At 69.2% G+C, this 14517-nt stretch carries 14 protein-coding genes; 8 read left to right on the top strand and 6 right to left on the bottom strand.

Features of this window, described 5'->3' with window-relative positions; all coding sequences use genetic code 11:
- Window positions 1-111: 111 nt before the first annotated feature.
- The 3 genes from ACWF5H_RS05010 to ACWF5H_RS05000 form a co-directional block, all read right to left on the bottom strand.
- The gene (locus ACWF5H_RS05010; protein WP_452035223.1) at window positions 112-489 is read right to left on the bottom strand and encodes a DUF6507 family protein; all 378 of its coding nucleotides are present in this window, start codon (window positions 487-489) and stop codon (window positions 112-114) included.
- Between the two features lie 74 nt (window positions 490-563).
- Window positions 564-869, bottom strand: coding sequence for a hypothetical protein (locus tag ACWF5H_RS05005; RefSeq protein WP_452035221.1), 306 nt, complete (start codon window positions 867-869; stop codon window positions 564-566).
- Window positions 870-974: 105 nt separating this feature from the next.
- Window positions 975-1322, bottom strand: a complete 348-nt coding sequence (locus ACWF5H_RS05000; protein WP_364643998.1) for a hypothetical protein — start codon at window positions 1320-1322, stop codon at window positions 975-977.
- Between the two features lie 269 nt (window positions 1323-1591).
- Here ACWF5H_RS05000 and ACWF5H_RS04995 point away from each other — a divergent pair, with 269 nt between their 5' ends.
- The 8 genes from ACWF5H_RS04995 to ACWF5H_RS04960 all read left to right on the top strand — a co-directional run bounded on the left by ACWF5H_RS04995 (window position 1592) and on the right by ACWF5H_RS04960 (window position 11390).
- The gene (locus ACWF5H_RS04995) at window positions 1592-1921 is read left to right on the top strand and encodes a hypothetical protein (RefSeq protein WP_452035220.1); all 330 of its coding nucleotides are present in this window, start codon (window positions 1592-1594) and stop codon (window positions 1919-1921) included.
- 2 nt (window positions 1922-1923) lie between these two features.
- Window positions 1924-3249: a type VII secretion integral membrane protein EccD gene (gene eccD, locus ACWF5H_RS04990; protein WP_452035219.1), complete on the top strand. Its 1326-nt coding sequence runs from the start codon at window positions 1924-1926 to the stop codon at window positions 3247-3249.
- A gap of 20 nt (window positions 3250-3269) precedes the next feature.
- Window positions 3270-4370 (top strand): nucleotide-binding protein, encoded by a 1101-nt coding sequence (locus tag ACWF5H_RS04985; RefSeq protein WP_452035218.1) that lies wholly within the window; start codon window positions 3270-3272, stop codon window positions 4368-4370.
- Complete coding sequence (eccCa, locus tag ACWF5H_RS04980) at window positions 4367-8512, top strand: type VII secretion protein EccCa (protein ID WP_452035216.1); 4146 nt, start codon at window positions 4367-4369, stop codon at window positions 8510-8512. Before ACWF5H_RS04985 ends, eccCa begins: the two co-directional genes overlap by 4 nt.
- Window positions 8505-8942 carry a hypothetical protein gene (locus ACWF5H_RS04975; protein WP_452035214.1) on the top strand — a complete coding sequence of 146 codons (438 nt, stop codon included), beginning with the start codon at window positions 8505-8507 and terminating at the stop codon, window positions 8940-8942. The genes eccCa and ACWF5H_RS04975 overlap by 8 nt, the downstream gene beginning before the upstream one ends.
- A complete protein-coding gene (locus ACWF5H_RS04970; RefSeq protein WP_452035212.1) occupies window positions 8939-9937 on the top strand; it encodes a DUF6177 family protein in 999 nt (332 codons plus the stop codon). Before ACWF5H_RS04975 ends, ACWF5H_RS04970 begins: the two co-directional genes overlap by 4 nt.
- Before the next feature lie 82 nt (window positions 9938-10019).
- Entirely contained in the window at window positions 10020-11048 is a 1029-nt protein-coding gene (rarD, locus tag ACWF5H_RS04965) for an EamA family transporter RarD (RefSeq protein WP_452035362.1), read from the top strand.
- Between the two features lie 165 nt (window positions 11049-11213).
- Complete coding sequence (locus ACWF5H_RS04960) at window positions 11214-11390, top strand: hypothetical protein (protein ID WP_452035210.1); 177 nt, start codon at window positions 11214-11216, stop codon at window positions 11388-11390.
- Between the two features lie 59 nt (window positions 11391-11449).
- Here the strand turns inward: ACWF5H_RS04960 and ACWF5H_RS04955 are convergent, their stop codons facing one another.
- From ACWF5H_RS04955 to ACWF5H_RS04945, 3 genes are read right to left on the bottom strand one after another with little or no spacing between them, the layout of a single operon-like run.
- Window positions 11450-12643: an ABC transporter permease gene (locus ACWF5H_RS04955; RefSeq protein WP_452035209.1), complete on the bottom strand. Its 1194-nt coding sequence runs from the start codon at window positions 12641-12643 to the stop codon at window positions 11450-11452.
- Window positions 12640-13353, bottom strand: coding sequence for an ABC transporter ATP-binding protein (locus ACWF5H_RS04950; RefSeq protein ID WP_452035208.1), 714 nt, complete (start codon window positions 13351-13353; stop codon window positions 12640-12642). Before ACWF5H_RS04950 ends, ACWF5H_RS04955 begins: the two co-directional genes overlap by 4 nt.
- Window positions 13350-14405 carry a hypothetical protein gene (locus ACWF5H_RS04945; protein ID WP_452035207.1) on the bottom strand — a complete coding sequence of 352 codons (1056 nt, stop codon included), beginning with the start codon at window positions 14403-14405 and terminating at the stop codon, window positions 13350-13352. The genes ACWF5H_RS04950 and ACWF5H_RS04945 overlap by 4 nt, the downstream gene beginning before the upstream one ends.
- Window positions 14406-14517 lie beyond the last annotated feature (112 nt).

Here is a 14517-nt window from a genome sequence, read left to right as displayed (position 1 = left end):
TATGTGGTGCGAGCTGTGGTGCGAGAGACGTGTAGTGGTTCGAGCAACGTGCAGTGGTGGGAGCTTTCGGCAGGTGGTGGCCGGACACTCCGGCTTCCAGCGTTCCCCGCTTCAGAGTGCTTGCGGAACCGGGCCGTACGGGCTGTGCGGGCGCGCGGCCTGCTCCTCCTCCGGCAGCGTGCCGATCAGGTCCTGCGCGTCGCCGGCCATCCTGGCATCGCCTAGAACATACGCGTTGACCGCGTCCATGGTCCCTTGGAACGTGGTCTGCAGGCGTCCGCCGACACTCTCCAGGCCCGGCTGGACCGTTTTCTCCGCCCAGCCGTTCAGCGCTTCCATCACCGGGCCGGATTTGGAGGCGGTGGCCATCTCGGACAATTCCGTGCCGAGCGCCGGGAAGTCCTTCTCGAAGCCCTCCGTCCGACCGCTGGCGGTGCTGACGATCGCCTGGACCCTGGTGGGGTCGATATCCCAGCCGTCGAGTGCCACTGCTGTCCGCCTTCCGTACTAGATGTTGCCCTGTGCCCCTGGATGTTGACTGCGCCCTGGTTCTGCGGGCGGTGTTAGATGTTGGCGATCTTTCCGCCGGCGGTCTTGATGGTGCTGCCAGCGGTGCTCTTGGCGTCTTCCAGCAGCTTGTGCACATCGGCCATGATGCCCGCGAAAGCTATACCGGCGTCGGCCCATGCCTGCTCCACACGGTCGTACTGCTCGGCGATGTCGGTGGCCTGGAACTTTGCCTGCAGGTCCGCGGCGTCCTTCTTGCGGGTCTCCACCAGCGCGTTGAGCTTCTTCTTCACCAGGTTCAGGTTGTCCTGGGCCTGCGATGCTCCGCCGTCGGAAAAGGCGAATGAATTCTGGTCTGCCATGATGTTTCCTCCCTCATGCCCGGCCTTGGCCGGAAAGTCTCTGATCGGTGCGTGCGTCTGTTGGCCGCTGCTGCCGGCCGGTTGCCGCTTCACGCGGCGGGAGCGCTAGCCGCGGTTGCGGAAGACGGCGTCGTCCCAGGCTGCCTTGCCCTCGGTGGCGTCGGCGTCGTCGGCCTGCTGCTGCTCGCCCTGCTGCATGGTGGTGTTGACCTCGGACTGGCCCTGCTGGATGGAAACCAGCGACTTCTGCAGTCCCGAAGCCACCATGTTGGCCCGGCCCATGATGCCCTTGAACTTCTCCCAGAAATCACCGGCCGTGTTGCTGCGCATCGGCTCCGGGACGGCCTCGAGTTCCTTCATCAGTGCCTGCAGCTCGGTGTCGGCCGCCGCGCTGGCCTTGCCGGCGTCGACGAACGCGCTCTTCTCCATTTTGATGAACTGGTTGCCGCTCATTGCTCCACCTCCGTGCCCCATCGGGGCTGTAGCTGCCGCTGTCCCGGCGGGCATGGCCCGTCCGCCGAATGCCGGGTTGCCGCCCGGCCGGTTGTCGTGAGGCGGTTCCCCGCCTTTACCATGGAACGCGCTGGCCCATGCCTGCGTCAATCGGCGTTAATGGGTACATCTCCCCATCCTGCGCGGGACAGCAGCGAGTTTGTCCATCAATTGGAGCGATAAGCTCGAGAAGCGACACACCGTATTTCGCACCGCTTGGGAGGAGAGGGATGGCACACGATTACGACAATCAGCTCATCGAGTCCGTGGCTGTCCGGCGGACCCGTCTGGCCACCGCCCTGCTGTACGGCAACAACCCGTTGCAACGGCGGTGGAAGTCCAGCGTGCGCACTTTCTTCTTCAGCGTGGCCATGGCCGCGGTGATTGCTGCAGTCTGCGTCGGCTATTCGTTTGTGACCAACTTGCTCGAAGACCTGCGGGAGCAACAGCAGCAGCGCACCCAATCCGCCGTCGTCCTCCAGATCACTGGTGATTTAGCGGACGACGACGGCGGCGGCGGTTTCCGTCTCACGCATACCCCCCATTCAGGAGCCGCCTGACCATGGCCGAAACCTTTACCCGCGTCACCGTGGCCGGGCCGCAGCGCCACGTTGATGTGCTGCTGCCTTCGCAGACCCCTGCCGGCCTGCTGCTGCCCCAGATCCTGGAGCTGCTGGACGACCAGCCGACGTCCGCCGTCTCGGTCAAGACGCTGATCACTCCGGCCGGTGACCCGGTGCGCGAGGACGCCTCGCTCAGCGACGCCGGGATCGCCGACGGCGCCATGCTGCGGCTGGTGAACGTGTCCGAGGCGCCGCCCGCGCCCGTGGTGTACGACATCACCGACGCCGTGGTGGAGCAGACCGACGACATCGGCGGCCGCTGGACGGAGAAGGTCCGCCGGGCCACGGGGGCCGTCTTCGCTGCCGCGGGACTGTACCTGGGCGTGCACTTGCTGCTCGACGGCGCAGCCACCGGCCTGGCGGCCTCGGTCTTTTTCGGCCTGGCCGCGGTGCTGCTGGGCACGGGCATCTATCTGGGCCGGGCAACAGCCACCGTGCTGGGCCCGCTGCTGGTGGGCACCGGCTGGCTGCTGGCCGTGGGCGGCGTGCTGCGGCTTCCGGCCGGTCCCGGGACGCATGTGCTGCTGGCCGCGGCGGTGAGCGCCGTGGTGCTGGTCTGCGCGGGCCTGATCTCGCAGCGCCCGCGGGCGTTGATGTCCGCCGCCGGGCTGTTGGCCCTGCTCACTCTTTTCTGGGCCGCGTCGTTGGCCTTGTTCAGCACTCCGGTGCAGGCCGCCAGCGTGGCAGCACTGCTCAGCTGCGCCACCCTGGGCCTGCTGCCGCAGATCGCCCTGTCCGTCTCCGGCCTGGCCACGTTGGACGACCGCCGGGCCAAGGGCGGCCGGATCGGACGCACGGACGTGCATGTGGCGATCGGCTCCGCGCACCGCGGGCTCAGCCTCGCCACCGCGCTGGTGGCGGTCTCGGTGGCCGCCGGCTTGTGGATCCTGGGCACGGACACGGCCGGGCAAGCCTGGACCATGCCGCTGGTCGGCTGCCTGGCCCTGGCCACCGGGCTGCGGGCGCGCGCCTTCCCACTGGCGCCGGACCGGATTGCGCTCTACCTGGCCGCGGCAGTGGGCACGCTGGCGCTGGCCCGGTCGGTGTTGGCCTTCGCCCCTGCGCAGGGCTGGCTGGTGGCGGCCGGCCTGTTGGCGCTGGCCGTCGCCGTCGTGATTTCGCTGACCGTGACGCTGCCGGACCATTCCGCCGCGAAACTGCGCCTGCTGGCCAACCGGTTCGAGACGCTGGCCATCCTGGCCTCGGTCCCGCTGGTCATCGGCCTGTTCGGCGTCTTCGCATCGCTGCTGACCACCTTCGACTGACTCAGGCTGGGACCGACTCTATGGAACCGATTTCGCGCAGGGACTTGATTGCCCGGGAACAGGCCGCCACCGGCCATCTCACCGCGGGCCACGCCCATCCGGGCAGCGTGCCGCCGGGTGCCCCGTCGGGGGCTGGCCGCGCGGGTGCGGCGGCAGCGGCCGATCCGTGGAGCTCACCGGCACCGGCTGCCGGACCGGTGGCAGCCGGACCGTTCGAGTCCGATGCCGAACAGCGCCGCCGCCGGCTGCGCAGCCGCCCGGGCGAGCCGTGGCTGGTCCGCACCGCGCGCGCCGCGAAGGGCCTGGTGTCCTCCGACGACTACCCGCAGCGGCTGGTCGCCGCCACCGCCGGGGCGCAGGCCGCGGTGAGCACCGGGCGCCGGCTGGCCGTGATCGGCAGCCGGGGCGGCGCCGGCAAGACCACGACGGCGGCGCTGCTGGCCTCGCTCTATGCCGCGGCCCGGCAGGACACCATTGCCGCCGTGGACCTGGCCCCCGCGGGCGGCACCCTGGCGCTGCGCCTGGGCGTGCCGGATGCGCCGGCCATCGACGAGGCCGCGGCCGTGCTCCAGCAGGTACCTGCTGCCAGTGCCGACGAGCTGCGCCGGCAGCTGGCTTCCGCCGGCGCCAACCTGTGGGTGGCCGGTGAGCGGGCGCTCGGCGGCTATGCCGGAAGCGCGGCGCTGTCTGCGGCCGGCCAGAGCATCTCCCGGTACTGCCCGGTGGCGGTCTACGACTGCGCCACCGGGCCGGGCGAGAATCCGGACACCAACTGGGCCATCGGTGCCGCCCAGTTGGCTGTGCTGGTTGCCCCCGCATCGGTGGCCGGGGTCCAGGACGTGCGTCGGACAGCCGCGGCCTGGGCCGCCACCCCGGAACTGGCCGGCACCGGGCTGCTGGTCGTGCTGACCCAGACCGATGCGAAGGCACCGCTGGACCCGATGTCGGAAGCCAAGGCGCTGGCCCGGGACGGACTCGCCGTGCTGCCGTTGGGCTACGACCGGCATCTGGCCAGCGGCGTGGAGTTCGAACCCGGACTGATGTCCCGCGCCGTCCGGCTGCAGGCGGCGGAGCTGGCCTCCACCGCCTTGGCCCTGGCGATGGAGCACACCGGCCGATGAGCGTGAAGATCATCCACCGGCCGGCCCGCACCACCGCACCGGCCCGCGAGGCTGCCCCGTTCAGCTTGGAAGCACCGCCGCCGATGGCGGAGAAGTCCGGCCGGATGAACGCCATGGCGCTGATTCCGCTGCTGGGCGCCGGCCTGTCCATGACCGTGATGATGCTCTTCCGCGGCAACAGTCTGGCCGCCGTCGGCGCCATCGCCATGATCGTCACCGTGGTGGCATCCATCATCATGATGCTGGGCCAGCGCGGCCGGGCGGCCCGCACCCGGGCCGAGGAACGCGACCGCTATCTGGAGTATCTGGAGGAATCGCGGGCGACGCTGCGCACCGACGAGCAGCGGACCATCACCACAGCCCGCACCAGCAACCCGGAACCCACCGCCCTCTTCGACATCGTCCGCAACAGCCGGCGGCTGTGGGAACGGCGCCGCGGCAACGAAGACTTCCTGCAGGTCCGGATCGGCTCCGGCGAGCGGATCAGCCGGCAGATCACCGTGAACGAACAGGGCCCCGCCACCGCGCAGCGCGACACCTTCATGGACAACGAGGTGCGAATCCTGCAGCGGCGGTACGAAAGGTCGCCGGACCTGCCACTGACCCTGCCGCTGGACTCGGCCGGCAATGTCAGCATCATTGGTTCCCGCGAGTTCGTGCTCAACGCTGCCCGGAACCTGCTCATCGAGGCCTGTGCCTTCCACTCGCCGGAAGACCTGCAGGTGGGCCTCGCGGCCCGCGAAGACCGGCTGCGCGACTGGGACTGGACCCTGTGGCTGCCGCATCTGGCCGACCAGAAGCAGACCCATGCCACCGGCCCGGTGCGCCGGGTGGCGCGCTCCGTGGACGAACTCGGCGCCGTTCTGGCCGACGAGCTGAACCGCCGCGCCGTGGTGGCGGCCGAATCGTCCAAGAACCTCAAGGGCGCCAGTCAGCACCTCCCCCGGCTGCTGGTGTTGGCCGACTGCTACGGCACCTTGCCGGAAGACCTGGTGCTGCCGGACCGGCACGCCGGGCTGGCCCAGCTGGGCATCACCGTGGTGTATCTGGTGGCCGACCGCGGACAGGAACCCGGCGAAGTCAGCGTGCGCGTCAGCCAGGACGGCGCCGCTGCGGACCGCGGCCCGGCAGGCTCCCGCAGCTACCGCGCGCAGGCCGAACGCAGCCAGGCCGGTGCCGGCGCCCGGCCGGGCCGCGCGGCTGGCGACGCAGCAGCGGAAGCTGACGCCCCGCCGTCGGACGCGGGTTTCCTGATCCAGAACTATCGCCAGGATCCGGTGGAACCGGTCGAAGAACGCGGCACCTTGGACGGCCTGGCCGTGGCCACCGCCGAGGCGCTGGCCCGCGAGCTGGCGCCGATGCGGCTTTCCGCGGACTCGCTGGAACACAACACCGCCGCCGGTTCGGACAGCTTCCTGGAAATGCTGGGCCTCAGCCCGGCACTGGACGAAGCGGACATCATGCGGCTCTGGAAACCGCGCAGCGAGGTGGACTTCCTGCGCATCCCGCTGGGGCCGGACGACCGCGGCCGGCCCGCCCTGCTGGACCTGAAGGAGTCGGCGCAGTTCGGCATGGGCCCGCACGGGCTCTGCGTCGGCGCCACCGGTTCCGGCAAATCGGAAATGCTGCGGTCGCTGGTGCTGGGCTTGCTGGCCACGCATCCGCCGGAGTTGCTGTCCATGGTGCTGGTGGACTTCAAGGGCGGCGCCACCTTCGCGCCGTTCGCCGACGCGCCGCAGGTCTCCGGCGTGATCACCAACCTGGCCGACGACGCCAGCCTGATCGAACGCATCTACTCCAGCCTCAACGGCGAGGTGGTCCGCCGGCAGGAAGTGCTCAAGGCCGCCGGCAACATCGCCAACATCACCGACTACCAGCTGCACCGCCAGGAACGGCTGGCCCGCGGCGAGGCGATGGACCCGCTGCCGCACCTGGTGGTGATCATCGACGAGTTCGGTGAGCTGCTCACCGCCCGGCCGGATTTTATCGACCTGTTCCTGTCCATCGGCCGGATCGGCCGGTCCATCGGCGTGCACCTGCTGCTGAGCAGCCAGCGGATCGAAGCCGGCAAGCTGCGCGGGCTGGAAACCTACCTGTCCTACCGGATCGGCCTGCGCACGCTTTCGGAGTCCGAGTCACGCACCGTGCTGGACACCCCGGATGCCTTCCATTTGCCGCCGGTTCCCGGCTTCGGCTACCTGAAGGTGGACACCACCGTCTACACCCGGTTCAAGGCCGGCTACGTGTCCGGCCCGCTGGAAGACGTCCAAGTCCAGGAGGCGCAGGAAACCGCCGACGACGACGGCCCCCTGGTGCTGCCGATGCCCACCTACGCGGCAAGCCTGGCGAAGGCGAACGACGGCGCCCTCTCCGCAGGCAAGCCGGCCCGTACCGGCGCGTCCAAGCGGACCACGGGCCCCACCGTGATGTCCACGCTAATGGACACCCTGGCCCGGTTCCCGCGTGCAATTGATCCGATCTGGCTTCCGCCGCTGCCGGCCGCGGTGGCACTGGATACCGCCGCCGGTTCGGTGACCAGCACCAGCCAGGGCATCCGGCTGACCAGCGGAGGGTCGCTGAAGATCCCGGTAGGCCTGCTGGACGATCCGGCCAAGCAGTGGCAGGGCGTCTGGGAGTTGGACCTAAAGTCCGGCGGCAACGTGGCCATCATCGGCGGCCCGCAGTCGGGCAAGAGCACCGCGCTGCGCACCATCGCGGCCTCGCTGGCCATGACTCACAGCCCGCAGGAAGTAGGCATCTACTGTGTGGACCTGATGGGGAACTCGCTGATCCCGCTGGAGGGCCTGCCGCACGTTGGCGGGGTGGCCGTGCGTACCAACCGCGAGGTGGTCCGCCGGACGGTGGAGGAACTCCTCGCCATGCTGACCGTGCGCGAGAACGTCTTCGAGAAATACCAGGTGGACTCGCTGGCCACGCTGCGCAAACTCTGCGCCCAGGGCCGGATTCCGGAGCTGCCCAGCGCCGACATCGTGCTGGTGCTGGACGGCTACGGCCTGCTCACCGACGAGTTCGAGGACATCGAACCCGCCGTGCACGCCTTGATTGCCCGCGGCGGCGGCTACGGCATCCACGTGGTGACCACCGCCAACCGGCAGAACGAGATCCGGCTGGCCCAGCAGTCCTTCTTCGGTACCAAGATCGAGCTGCGGCTGGCCGACCCGGCGGACTCTTCCTACGGCCGCAAGCTCGCCGAGACCATGCCCGCGGACCGGCCCGGCCGGGCGCTGACCGATGCCAAGCTGTTCGGCCACTTCGCGCTGCCGCGCATCGACGGCGTGGCCGACGCGGACACCGCCACCCAGGGCACCCGGGACATGGTGGCCGCCGTCGCCGCCTCCACCGACGCCCGCGCCATGCGGGTTCGCATCCTGCCGCAGCTGGTGGAAGCCGCCGGGATCGAGGTTCCGCCGCTGCCGGGCTTGCTGCCGCTGGGCCTGCGCGAGACCGATCTGGGCCCGGAAATGCTGGATGTGGTCCGCGGCGAACACCACCTGATCGTGATGGGCGACGAGCAGTCAGGCAAGACCAACGTGGTCCGCTCGCTGGTCTCCTCGCTGGTGGCCCAGTATCCGTCCCGGGACCTGGTCTTCGCGGTCTTCGATCCGCGCCGGGCGCTGGCCGACGTGGTGCCGGACGCCTATTTGGGCGGCTACGCCCCCAGCGCCGCGCAGGCCGAACCGCTGGCCAACGCCATCGCCTCCGAGCTCTCCAAGCGGTCCGCCGGCGGCGACGCCATGCAGGACAGCATCGGCGAGCCGGACAGCATCCCGCGGATCGTGCTGCTGGCCGATGACTACGACATCCTCACCGCCGGCGGCGCCGGGCCGCTGCGGTCGCTGATCGAGTACCTGCCGATGGGCCCGGAACTACAGCTGAACGTGATCCTCACCCGCCGCGTGCGCGGTGCCGGCCGCGGCATGTACGAGCAGTTCTTTGCCGCGCTGCGCGACTCGGGCAGCACAGGCCTGATCCTCTCCGGCGACCGTTCCGAGGGCGGCCTGCTGAACAACGTGCGGGCCCGCCGGCTGCCGCCCGGCCGCGGCCTGCTGGTCCGCTCCGGCGGCCCGGTGCAGACCGTGCAGACCCTGTGGACCCCGATGGAGGCAACTGCCGATGTCTAACACCGTCACCGTCGTCGCCCTCGACGAGCCGAACCAGGACGTGGTCATGGTCTCGCTGCTGGCCGTGGTCCCGCAGGAGTACGTCCGGCAGGCCGCGGAGAGCACCCTGCTGGAAGTGGAGGACGGCAACGGCACCACCATGTTCGCCGTCGAGCTTCCCCGCCTGATCCGGGTGCCCGGCGAGGTCTCCCGACTGCTGGCCGGCGCCAGCGTGGATGCCGTCGAAGGTGCGCCGATCCCGTCCGTCTTCTCCGACGACCCGGACTTCGCCGCCGCGGAGCATCAGGACCTGTGGTGGCAGGAGATCACCATCCGCAACGGCATCCCGGATGGTGAATCGCTGGGCTACCGGCTGGCACAGAACATCGCCGTTCGCTGCCGCGGCGCCGTCGTGGGCCACCAACTGCCCGGATCCGGAGAACAGGGATGACCATGCACGCCTCGGCCTTCGATTTCCACACCGACCGCACCGCCGTCGTCTTCCAGGACAAGCCGCTGGCCTTCCTCTCCCCCGCCCTCACCCGCGCGTACGTGGCCGCGCGCGAATCCGAGCGCCAGTTCGTGGTGATGACCCCCAGCGCCAGCAAACTGACCCTGCCGCTGTACCAGCTGCTGCAGCGCGCGGGCTGCATCTGGATGGCCAGCGCGGCCGATGGCACGTTCTACAACGGCTTCACCGGCCAGCAGTACCGCTGGAACGGCGACGTCTTCGCCGCCGAGGAACAGCTCGCACCGGACTACCTGCAGGCCCCGGCCGGATCCGACGGCGTGGTCCAGGGCCGCGGCGAGATCCTGCACCCGGCCAGCGAATCCACCCGGATTGGCGCGTCCACCGCGGCCCTGTTCCGTGAGCTCACCGGTTCCGAGCCGGCCGGCTGGGGCATCCACGAGCCGGTCAGCGAGCCGTGGGACACCGCCGAACTGACCCGCTACTGCTACGAGAACGCGCCGATGACCAGCAACATCATCGTAGTCGGCCGGCCCCGCCCCGGCACCGAGGTGCCCTCCATCGGCGTGCTGACCGTGACCCGATCCTCTACCGGCGTGCACGAGTCCGTGGAGCTGTTCTGCGAGTCGGTGGACCCGCTGACCGAGGACGAACTGGCCTCCTTCGGCTCGGCCATGCACCGCGCCCACGCCCGCACCGCTTTGGCCGGCCACACCATGCTGCTGGACCAGCTGGCGTTTCCCGCCCGCTTCACCGGCGTCAGCGTCCCGGCTTGCTCGTTCTTCGGGCCGGAGGCGCTGCAGCTGGTCGGCCCGCAGCAGGCCCTGGCCGCAGCCGGCGAGCGCGCCCGGCTGGTGGGTGTTCCGCCCCTTCAGTCCCTCGCCGTCACCTACCACCGCGACCCGTCCGGCGGGCGCCAACATCCGCTCGACGAGTTCACCGAACTGCTTGGAAAGCTGGCCGGCGGAAAGTTCTGACCGCGGCGGTCGCTTCGGGATACCGTTGGCAGAGAACCCAGCGGAATAGAACCACGTGACCGGAGGTTGTCCCAGCGTGTCAATGAACGACGGCGGTGCCTCCTCCCAGCCTTCTGCCCCTGCCGCTGTGGCTGCCGAGGCTCGCGCCCGCCGCGGGACCGGCCGTTTCCGCAAGCAGGGCGGCCGCCCCAGCGAGACCGGCGCCGGCATCGCGTACGGGCTCGCCGCCTACGGCCTCTGGGGCACCCTCCCGCTGTACTTCACCGCGCTGATACCGGCCGGTCCCCTGGAGATCGTGGCCAACCGGATTGTCTGGTCGCTGCTGTTCTGCTTCCTGTTGATCACGGCGCTGCGCGGCTGGCGCAGCTTCCGGGCAGCGCTTACCAACTGGCGCATCTTCGGAACCCTGTCCCTGGCCGCCGGGCTCATTGCGGTCAACTGGTTCACCTACACATTCGCGGTGCTCAATAACCAGGCCATCGAAGCCTCCCTGGGGTACTTCATCAACCCGCTCGTTTCCGTGCTGCTAGGCGTCATCCTGCTCAAGGAACGGCTGCGCCCGGCGCAGTGGGTGGCAATGGGCGTAGCCTTCATCGCTGTGCTGGTGCTGGCGTTCGGCTACGGCAACGTGCCCTGGATCGCCCTGATCCTGGCCCTCAGCTTCGGGTTCTACGGCCTGGTCAAGAACCGCGTGGGCGGACGCGTCGATGCCGTGACCAGCCTCAGCGTGGAAACACTGGTACTGGCCCCGGTCTCCGTGGTGATCATGCTCATCCTGTTGGCCGGCAGCCAGGCAACCCTGCTCTCCGAAGGCGCCGGCCACTTCTGGCTGATGGCGGCCAGCGGCCTGATCACGGCCCTGCCGCTCTTGTTCTTCGGCGCCGCCGCCCGCCGGTTGCCGCTGAGCACGGTCGGCATGCTGCAGTATCTGGCCCCGATCCTGCAGTTCATCACCGCCCTCGTCTTCCTGCACGAGCCCATGCCGCTGGAACGCTGGATCGGGTTCAGCCTGGTCTGGCTCTCGCTGGCCATCCTGACTGCCGACATGGTTGTCGCCCGGAAGAGAGCCCCCAAGGCCCGTGCCGCAACCGCCGGCTTGACGTCGCACTAGATCCCCGAAGGCCCTAGGCGCCTGACCCCGAATGACCCCGGTGGCCCAAGTGGGGTTACAGCTTTGCGGCATCAAGGCCTTCTGGTCTCCGCGTCCAACCGATAGTTTCTGGGCGTTCGGAAGGGCCAGGCACCCACGCATGGCGTCCAGGAGCACATTGCCGCCATGAAGGCCTACGTAGAGTCTGCCGGCGGCACGCCACCGCAGATCACGTCCCACCCGATTGGCTTCGGGTCCGGCGAGTGGAACTGCGTTGTCGGCGAGTGCGAGGGCGGCGGCCGCATGGTGACCGTGGCCCGGTGGAAGGACGGAGCGATCGCCGAGGAGTACATCTGGGCCTAGGCGTCCAACCGAGGCGTCCTCTTCCCTCACGTTTCACTGGCCCGCAGGCGTCCCTGCGGCTAATAGCGGATCGCGTCGATGACCTTCACCCGGACGGCCACCAGCGCGGGGATCAGGCCAGCCAGCGCGCCGACGGCGGTGGCGGCTCCGATGCCGATCAACGCCGCTTCCACCGGGAACGGCGGCAGTTCGCTGATGCCCTGGGCAATCAGATCCTGGATCCACGGGCTCTTCACCACCGCGACGGCGAGCATCACCCCGACCACACCGGCCACGAAGGTCGCCACCACCGATTCGAGCATGACGCCGAAGAAGATGCGCCCCGACGTCGCACCGAAGCTGCGCCTGATGCCGATCTCCCGCACCCGGTACTTGACCGTGACCATGGAGATGTTGAGCAGCCCCACCGCCCCCAGCAGCAGCACCAAGCCGGCGATGCCGCCCACCGCCCACTGAATACCCTCGAACGGGTCACCCCAGGCGGCATAGTCGCTGCGGTAGACCTGCACGTGCGCGGCGGGGAATTGAGCCTGCAGATCGCCGGTGATCGCGGCCGTCAGGCCCGGTTCGGCGTCGACCGGGAGCCACATCTCCAACGCGGGAGGAGGCTCTCCTGCCCCGCCCAGGCCCCAGCGTTCGTACTGGGCGGTGAGCATCATGGCTGCCGGCATGGCGTTCTCGTGGCCATCCGGCGTGACACCGACGACCGTGGCTGCGACCGGCCGCTGCTGGAAAATCTGCACCACCGGGTTCACGGCCAGATCGGGTTCGCCCAACTGGCGGTGGAACGCTTCGTTGATGATCACCGCAGGCGCCAGCGCCGCGGCGTCGGCCTCGGTGAACCAGCGGCCAGTAGCCAAATTTACCCGCCGCATCTCGCCGTAGCTTCTGTCCACCACCGTGGTTTCGGTCGCTATCACGCCATGCGGAAATTGGAAGGAGACCTGGCCGAACGCGCGCCGGCTCGCGTACTCCACGGCGTAGCGTTCCAGCAAAGAGTCGAAGGCAGCCTTGAGAACGGCCGGGTCATCATTACCTGTCTCCGTGAAAACTTCAACCGACACAGTGGCCGCACGGCCGCCGGATTGCTCCTGCGCCTGCACCATGCCCTCCCGGGCCATGTTGCCGAGGCCGACGACGGTGGTCAGCGCCGCGACCGACAGCGCCACCCCGATCAGTGCCAGAAGGATCCTGGTTTTGTGGATGCGCAGCTCGGCCCACGCCTCGACCAGCAGGGCAACGACGCCGGTCATGCCGCCAGCTCCGGGGCGTTGAGGATGCCATCACCCAGCCGGTAGTGCCGCTGGGCCAGCGCGGCAACATTCGCGTCGTGGGTGATGGTCACCAGCGCCGCGCCCGATTCCAGAGCTACTTCGTCCAACAGCGCCATCACGCGCTGTCCTGTCTCGATGTCCAAGGCGCCGGTGGGCTCGTCCGCCAGGATCAGCTTGGGGGAACGCACCAACGCCCGTGCAATCGCGATCCGCTGCTGCTCGCCGCCGGAGAGCTTGTGCGGCTTCTCGCGCAGCCGGTCGCCCAAGCCAACCCGCTCCAGCATCCTCGCGGCCAACCGCTCGCGCTGCCAGAACTGTGTGCCGCGTGCATACAGCAGGGGCGTCATAACGTTCTCCAAGGCGGTGCGGCCGGGCAACAGGTTGAACTGCTGGAAGATGAATCCCACCTGGGCGCCGCGGGCGACGGCACGCTGCTTCTCCCCCATCGAGGAGACCGGCCGGCCGTCGAAGTACAGCTCGCCGGTGGTGGGCACATCCAGCAGCCCGAGGATGTTCAGCAGCGTCGATTTGCCGGATCCGGAACGGCCCTGGATCGAGACATGGTCCCCGATACTGATGCTCAGGTCGATGCCCTGCAGGATGTGCAGCGGGTCGCGGTCCGGGATGTGCACGCTCCGGGTCACACCGTGAAGTTCCAGCAGCGGTGCGCCCGTGGCCGCAGCACTCATCCGCCGATCATCCCGAAGCCGCCCTCCATACCGGGCATCATTTGCTCCCCGGGAGCCCCCGGGATGAACTGCAGAACCATGTCGCCCTCGGCGAGCCCGTCGACGATCTCCACCTGCATGCCGTCGTTCAGGCCCAGGGCGACTGAGCGCTCGACCGGTTCTCCGCCGTCGTTCTCCACCACCCAGACCAGCCCGGTGTCCACAGATCCTTGGACGGCGGTGGTGGGAACAACCACCACGCTCTTCGCGGTTCCGGCGGTGATGTCGATGGTGGCGCCCAAGCCGGCGAAAACCTTGACGTCCGCGGGTACGGCGCAATTGACCGTGCCGGTTGCCGCGGCCGCCGGGGCTTCCGGCCCGAACGGACCGACAGCCGCAGGCCCCACCTGCACCGGCTCCGAGCCACCGTCCGGAGCTTCCCCAACCGTCACCGCCTTGCAGTCAAACGGCGCCGGGCCGCCGTTGACCGTCACCGTGGCCGAGCTGGGGCGGTCCAGCAGCCGGAACTGCTGGTCGGCGGTCAACGTCCCGGTGACCGAGAACGTGCCGGGCGAAATCGTTGCGGCGTCGGCACCGACCGAGACCTGCTGGTCCACCAGCACGGACAACTCGGTGAGCTTGCCAGCCGCAGGGGAAACCACGTTCACGTACGTGTACACGGGGGCGGGCGGCGGGGCCGGTTCCTCATCCGGATCCGGCTCGACCGCCACCAGGGTGGGGTCGGGTTCCACCAGTTTCTGCACTTGGAACAGCGGGTCGCCCTTGGACACGTTCGCGCCGGCGTCGACAAACAGGAAGTTGACTGTTCCCTCGGCGGTGCTGCGCACGGGCACGGCCGGGTCGCTTGCCACCGACCCCTCGAGCTGCACCACATTGGTCACCGTGCCCACTGTTGCCGGGACGCTGGGCGTGACCAACTGGGCCGTGGGCTGCTCAGTGACCGCCTCGGCGCGCATGCCGTCCACGAAGGCGAGCTTGAAGAGTGCGACGGCGATGACGGCGAAAATCGCCAGCCAAGCCACCGGAAAGACGTAGCGACGCAGAGCGCGCATGCGGGATCCCCTCTATACGATGCACGCCACGGCGCACGAGACTGCGGGTCATTCAGGACAATGCCTGCGACAAACTCCGCCTGTGACGGAGGCTACCATTCACCGACAGCGC

This window comes from Arthrobacter sp. NPDC055138, assembly GCF_053607305.1.
Note: the sequence above shows the minus strand (reverse complement) of the source record. Positions and strands in the feature narration are given on the sequence as shown.

What these genes read in the sequence shown, in the direction of transcription:
- ACWF5H_RS04995 (WP_452035220.1), top strand. Translation starts at nt 1,592, where the DNA reads ATGGCACACGATTACGACAATCAGCTCATCGAGTCCGTGGCTGTCCGG.
- ACWF5H_RS05005 (WP_452035221.1), bottom strand. Translation starts at nt 869, where the DNA reads ATGGCAGACCAGAATTCATTCGCCTTTTCCGACGGCGGAGCATCGCAG.
- ACWF5H_RS04960 (WP_452035210.1), top strand. Translation starts at nt 11,214, where the DNA reads ATGAAGGCCTACGTAGAGTCTGCCGGCGGCACGCCACCGCAGATCACG.
- ACWF5H_RS04970 (WP_452035212.1), top strand. Translation starts at nt 8,939, where the DNA reads ATGACCATGCACGCCTCGGCCTTCGATTTCCACACCGACCGCACCGCC.
- ACWF5H_RS04955 (WP_452035209.1), bottom strand. Translation starts at nt 12,643, where the DNA reads ATGACCGGCGTCGTTGCCCTGCTGGTCGAGGCGTGGGCCGAGCTGCGC.
- ACWF5H_RS04945 (WP_452035207.1), bottom strand. Translation starts at nt 14,405, where the DNA reads ATGCGCGCTCTGCGTCGCTACGTCTTTCCGGTGGCTTGGCTGGCGATT.
- eccCa (WP_452035216.1), top strand. Translation starts at nt 4,367, where the DNA reads ATGAGCGTGAAGATCATCCACCGGCCGGCCCGCACCACCGCACCGGCC.
- ACWF5H_RS05000 (WP_364643998.1), bottom strand. Translation starts at nt 1,322, where the DNA reads ATGAGCGGCAACCAGTTCATCAAAATGGAGAAGAGCGCGTTCGTCGAC.
- rarD (WP_452035362.1), top strand. Translation starts at nt 10,020, where the DNA reads ATGAACGACGGCGGTGCCTCCTCCCAGCCTTCTGCCCCTGCCGCTGTG.
- ACWF5H_RS04975 (WP_452035214.1), top strand. Translation starts at nt 8,505, where the DNA reads ATGTCTAACACCGTCACCGTCGTCGCCCTCGACGAGCCGAACCAGGAC.
- eccD (WP_452035219.1), top strand. Translation starts at nt 1,924, where the DNA reads ATGGCCGAAACCTTTACCCGCGTCACCGTGGCCGGGCCGCAGCGCCAC.
- ACWF5H_RS04950 (WP_452035208.1), bottom strand. Translation starts at nt 13,353, where the DNA reads ATGAGTGCTGCGGCCACGGGCGCACCGCTGCTGGAACTTCACGGTGTG.
- ACWF5H_RS04985 (WP_452035218.1), top strand. Translation starts at nt 3,270, where the DNA reads ATGGAACCGATTTCGCGCAGGGACTTGATTGCCCGGGAACAGGCCGCC.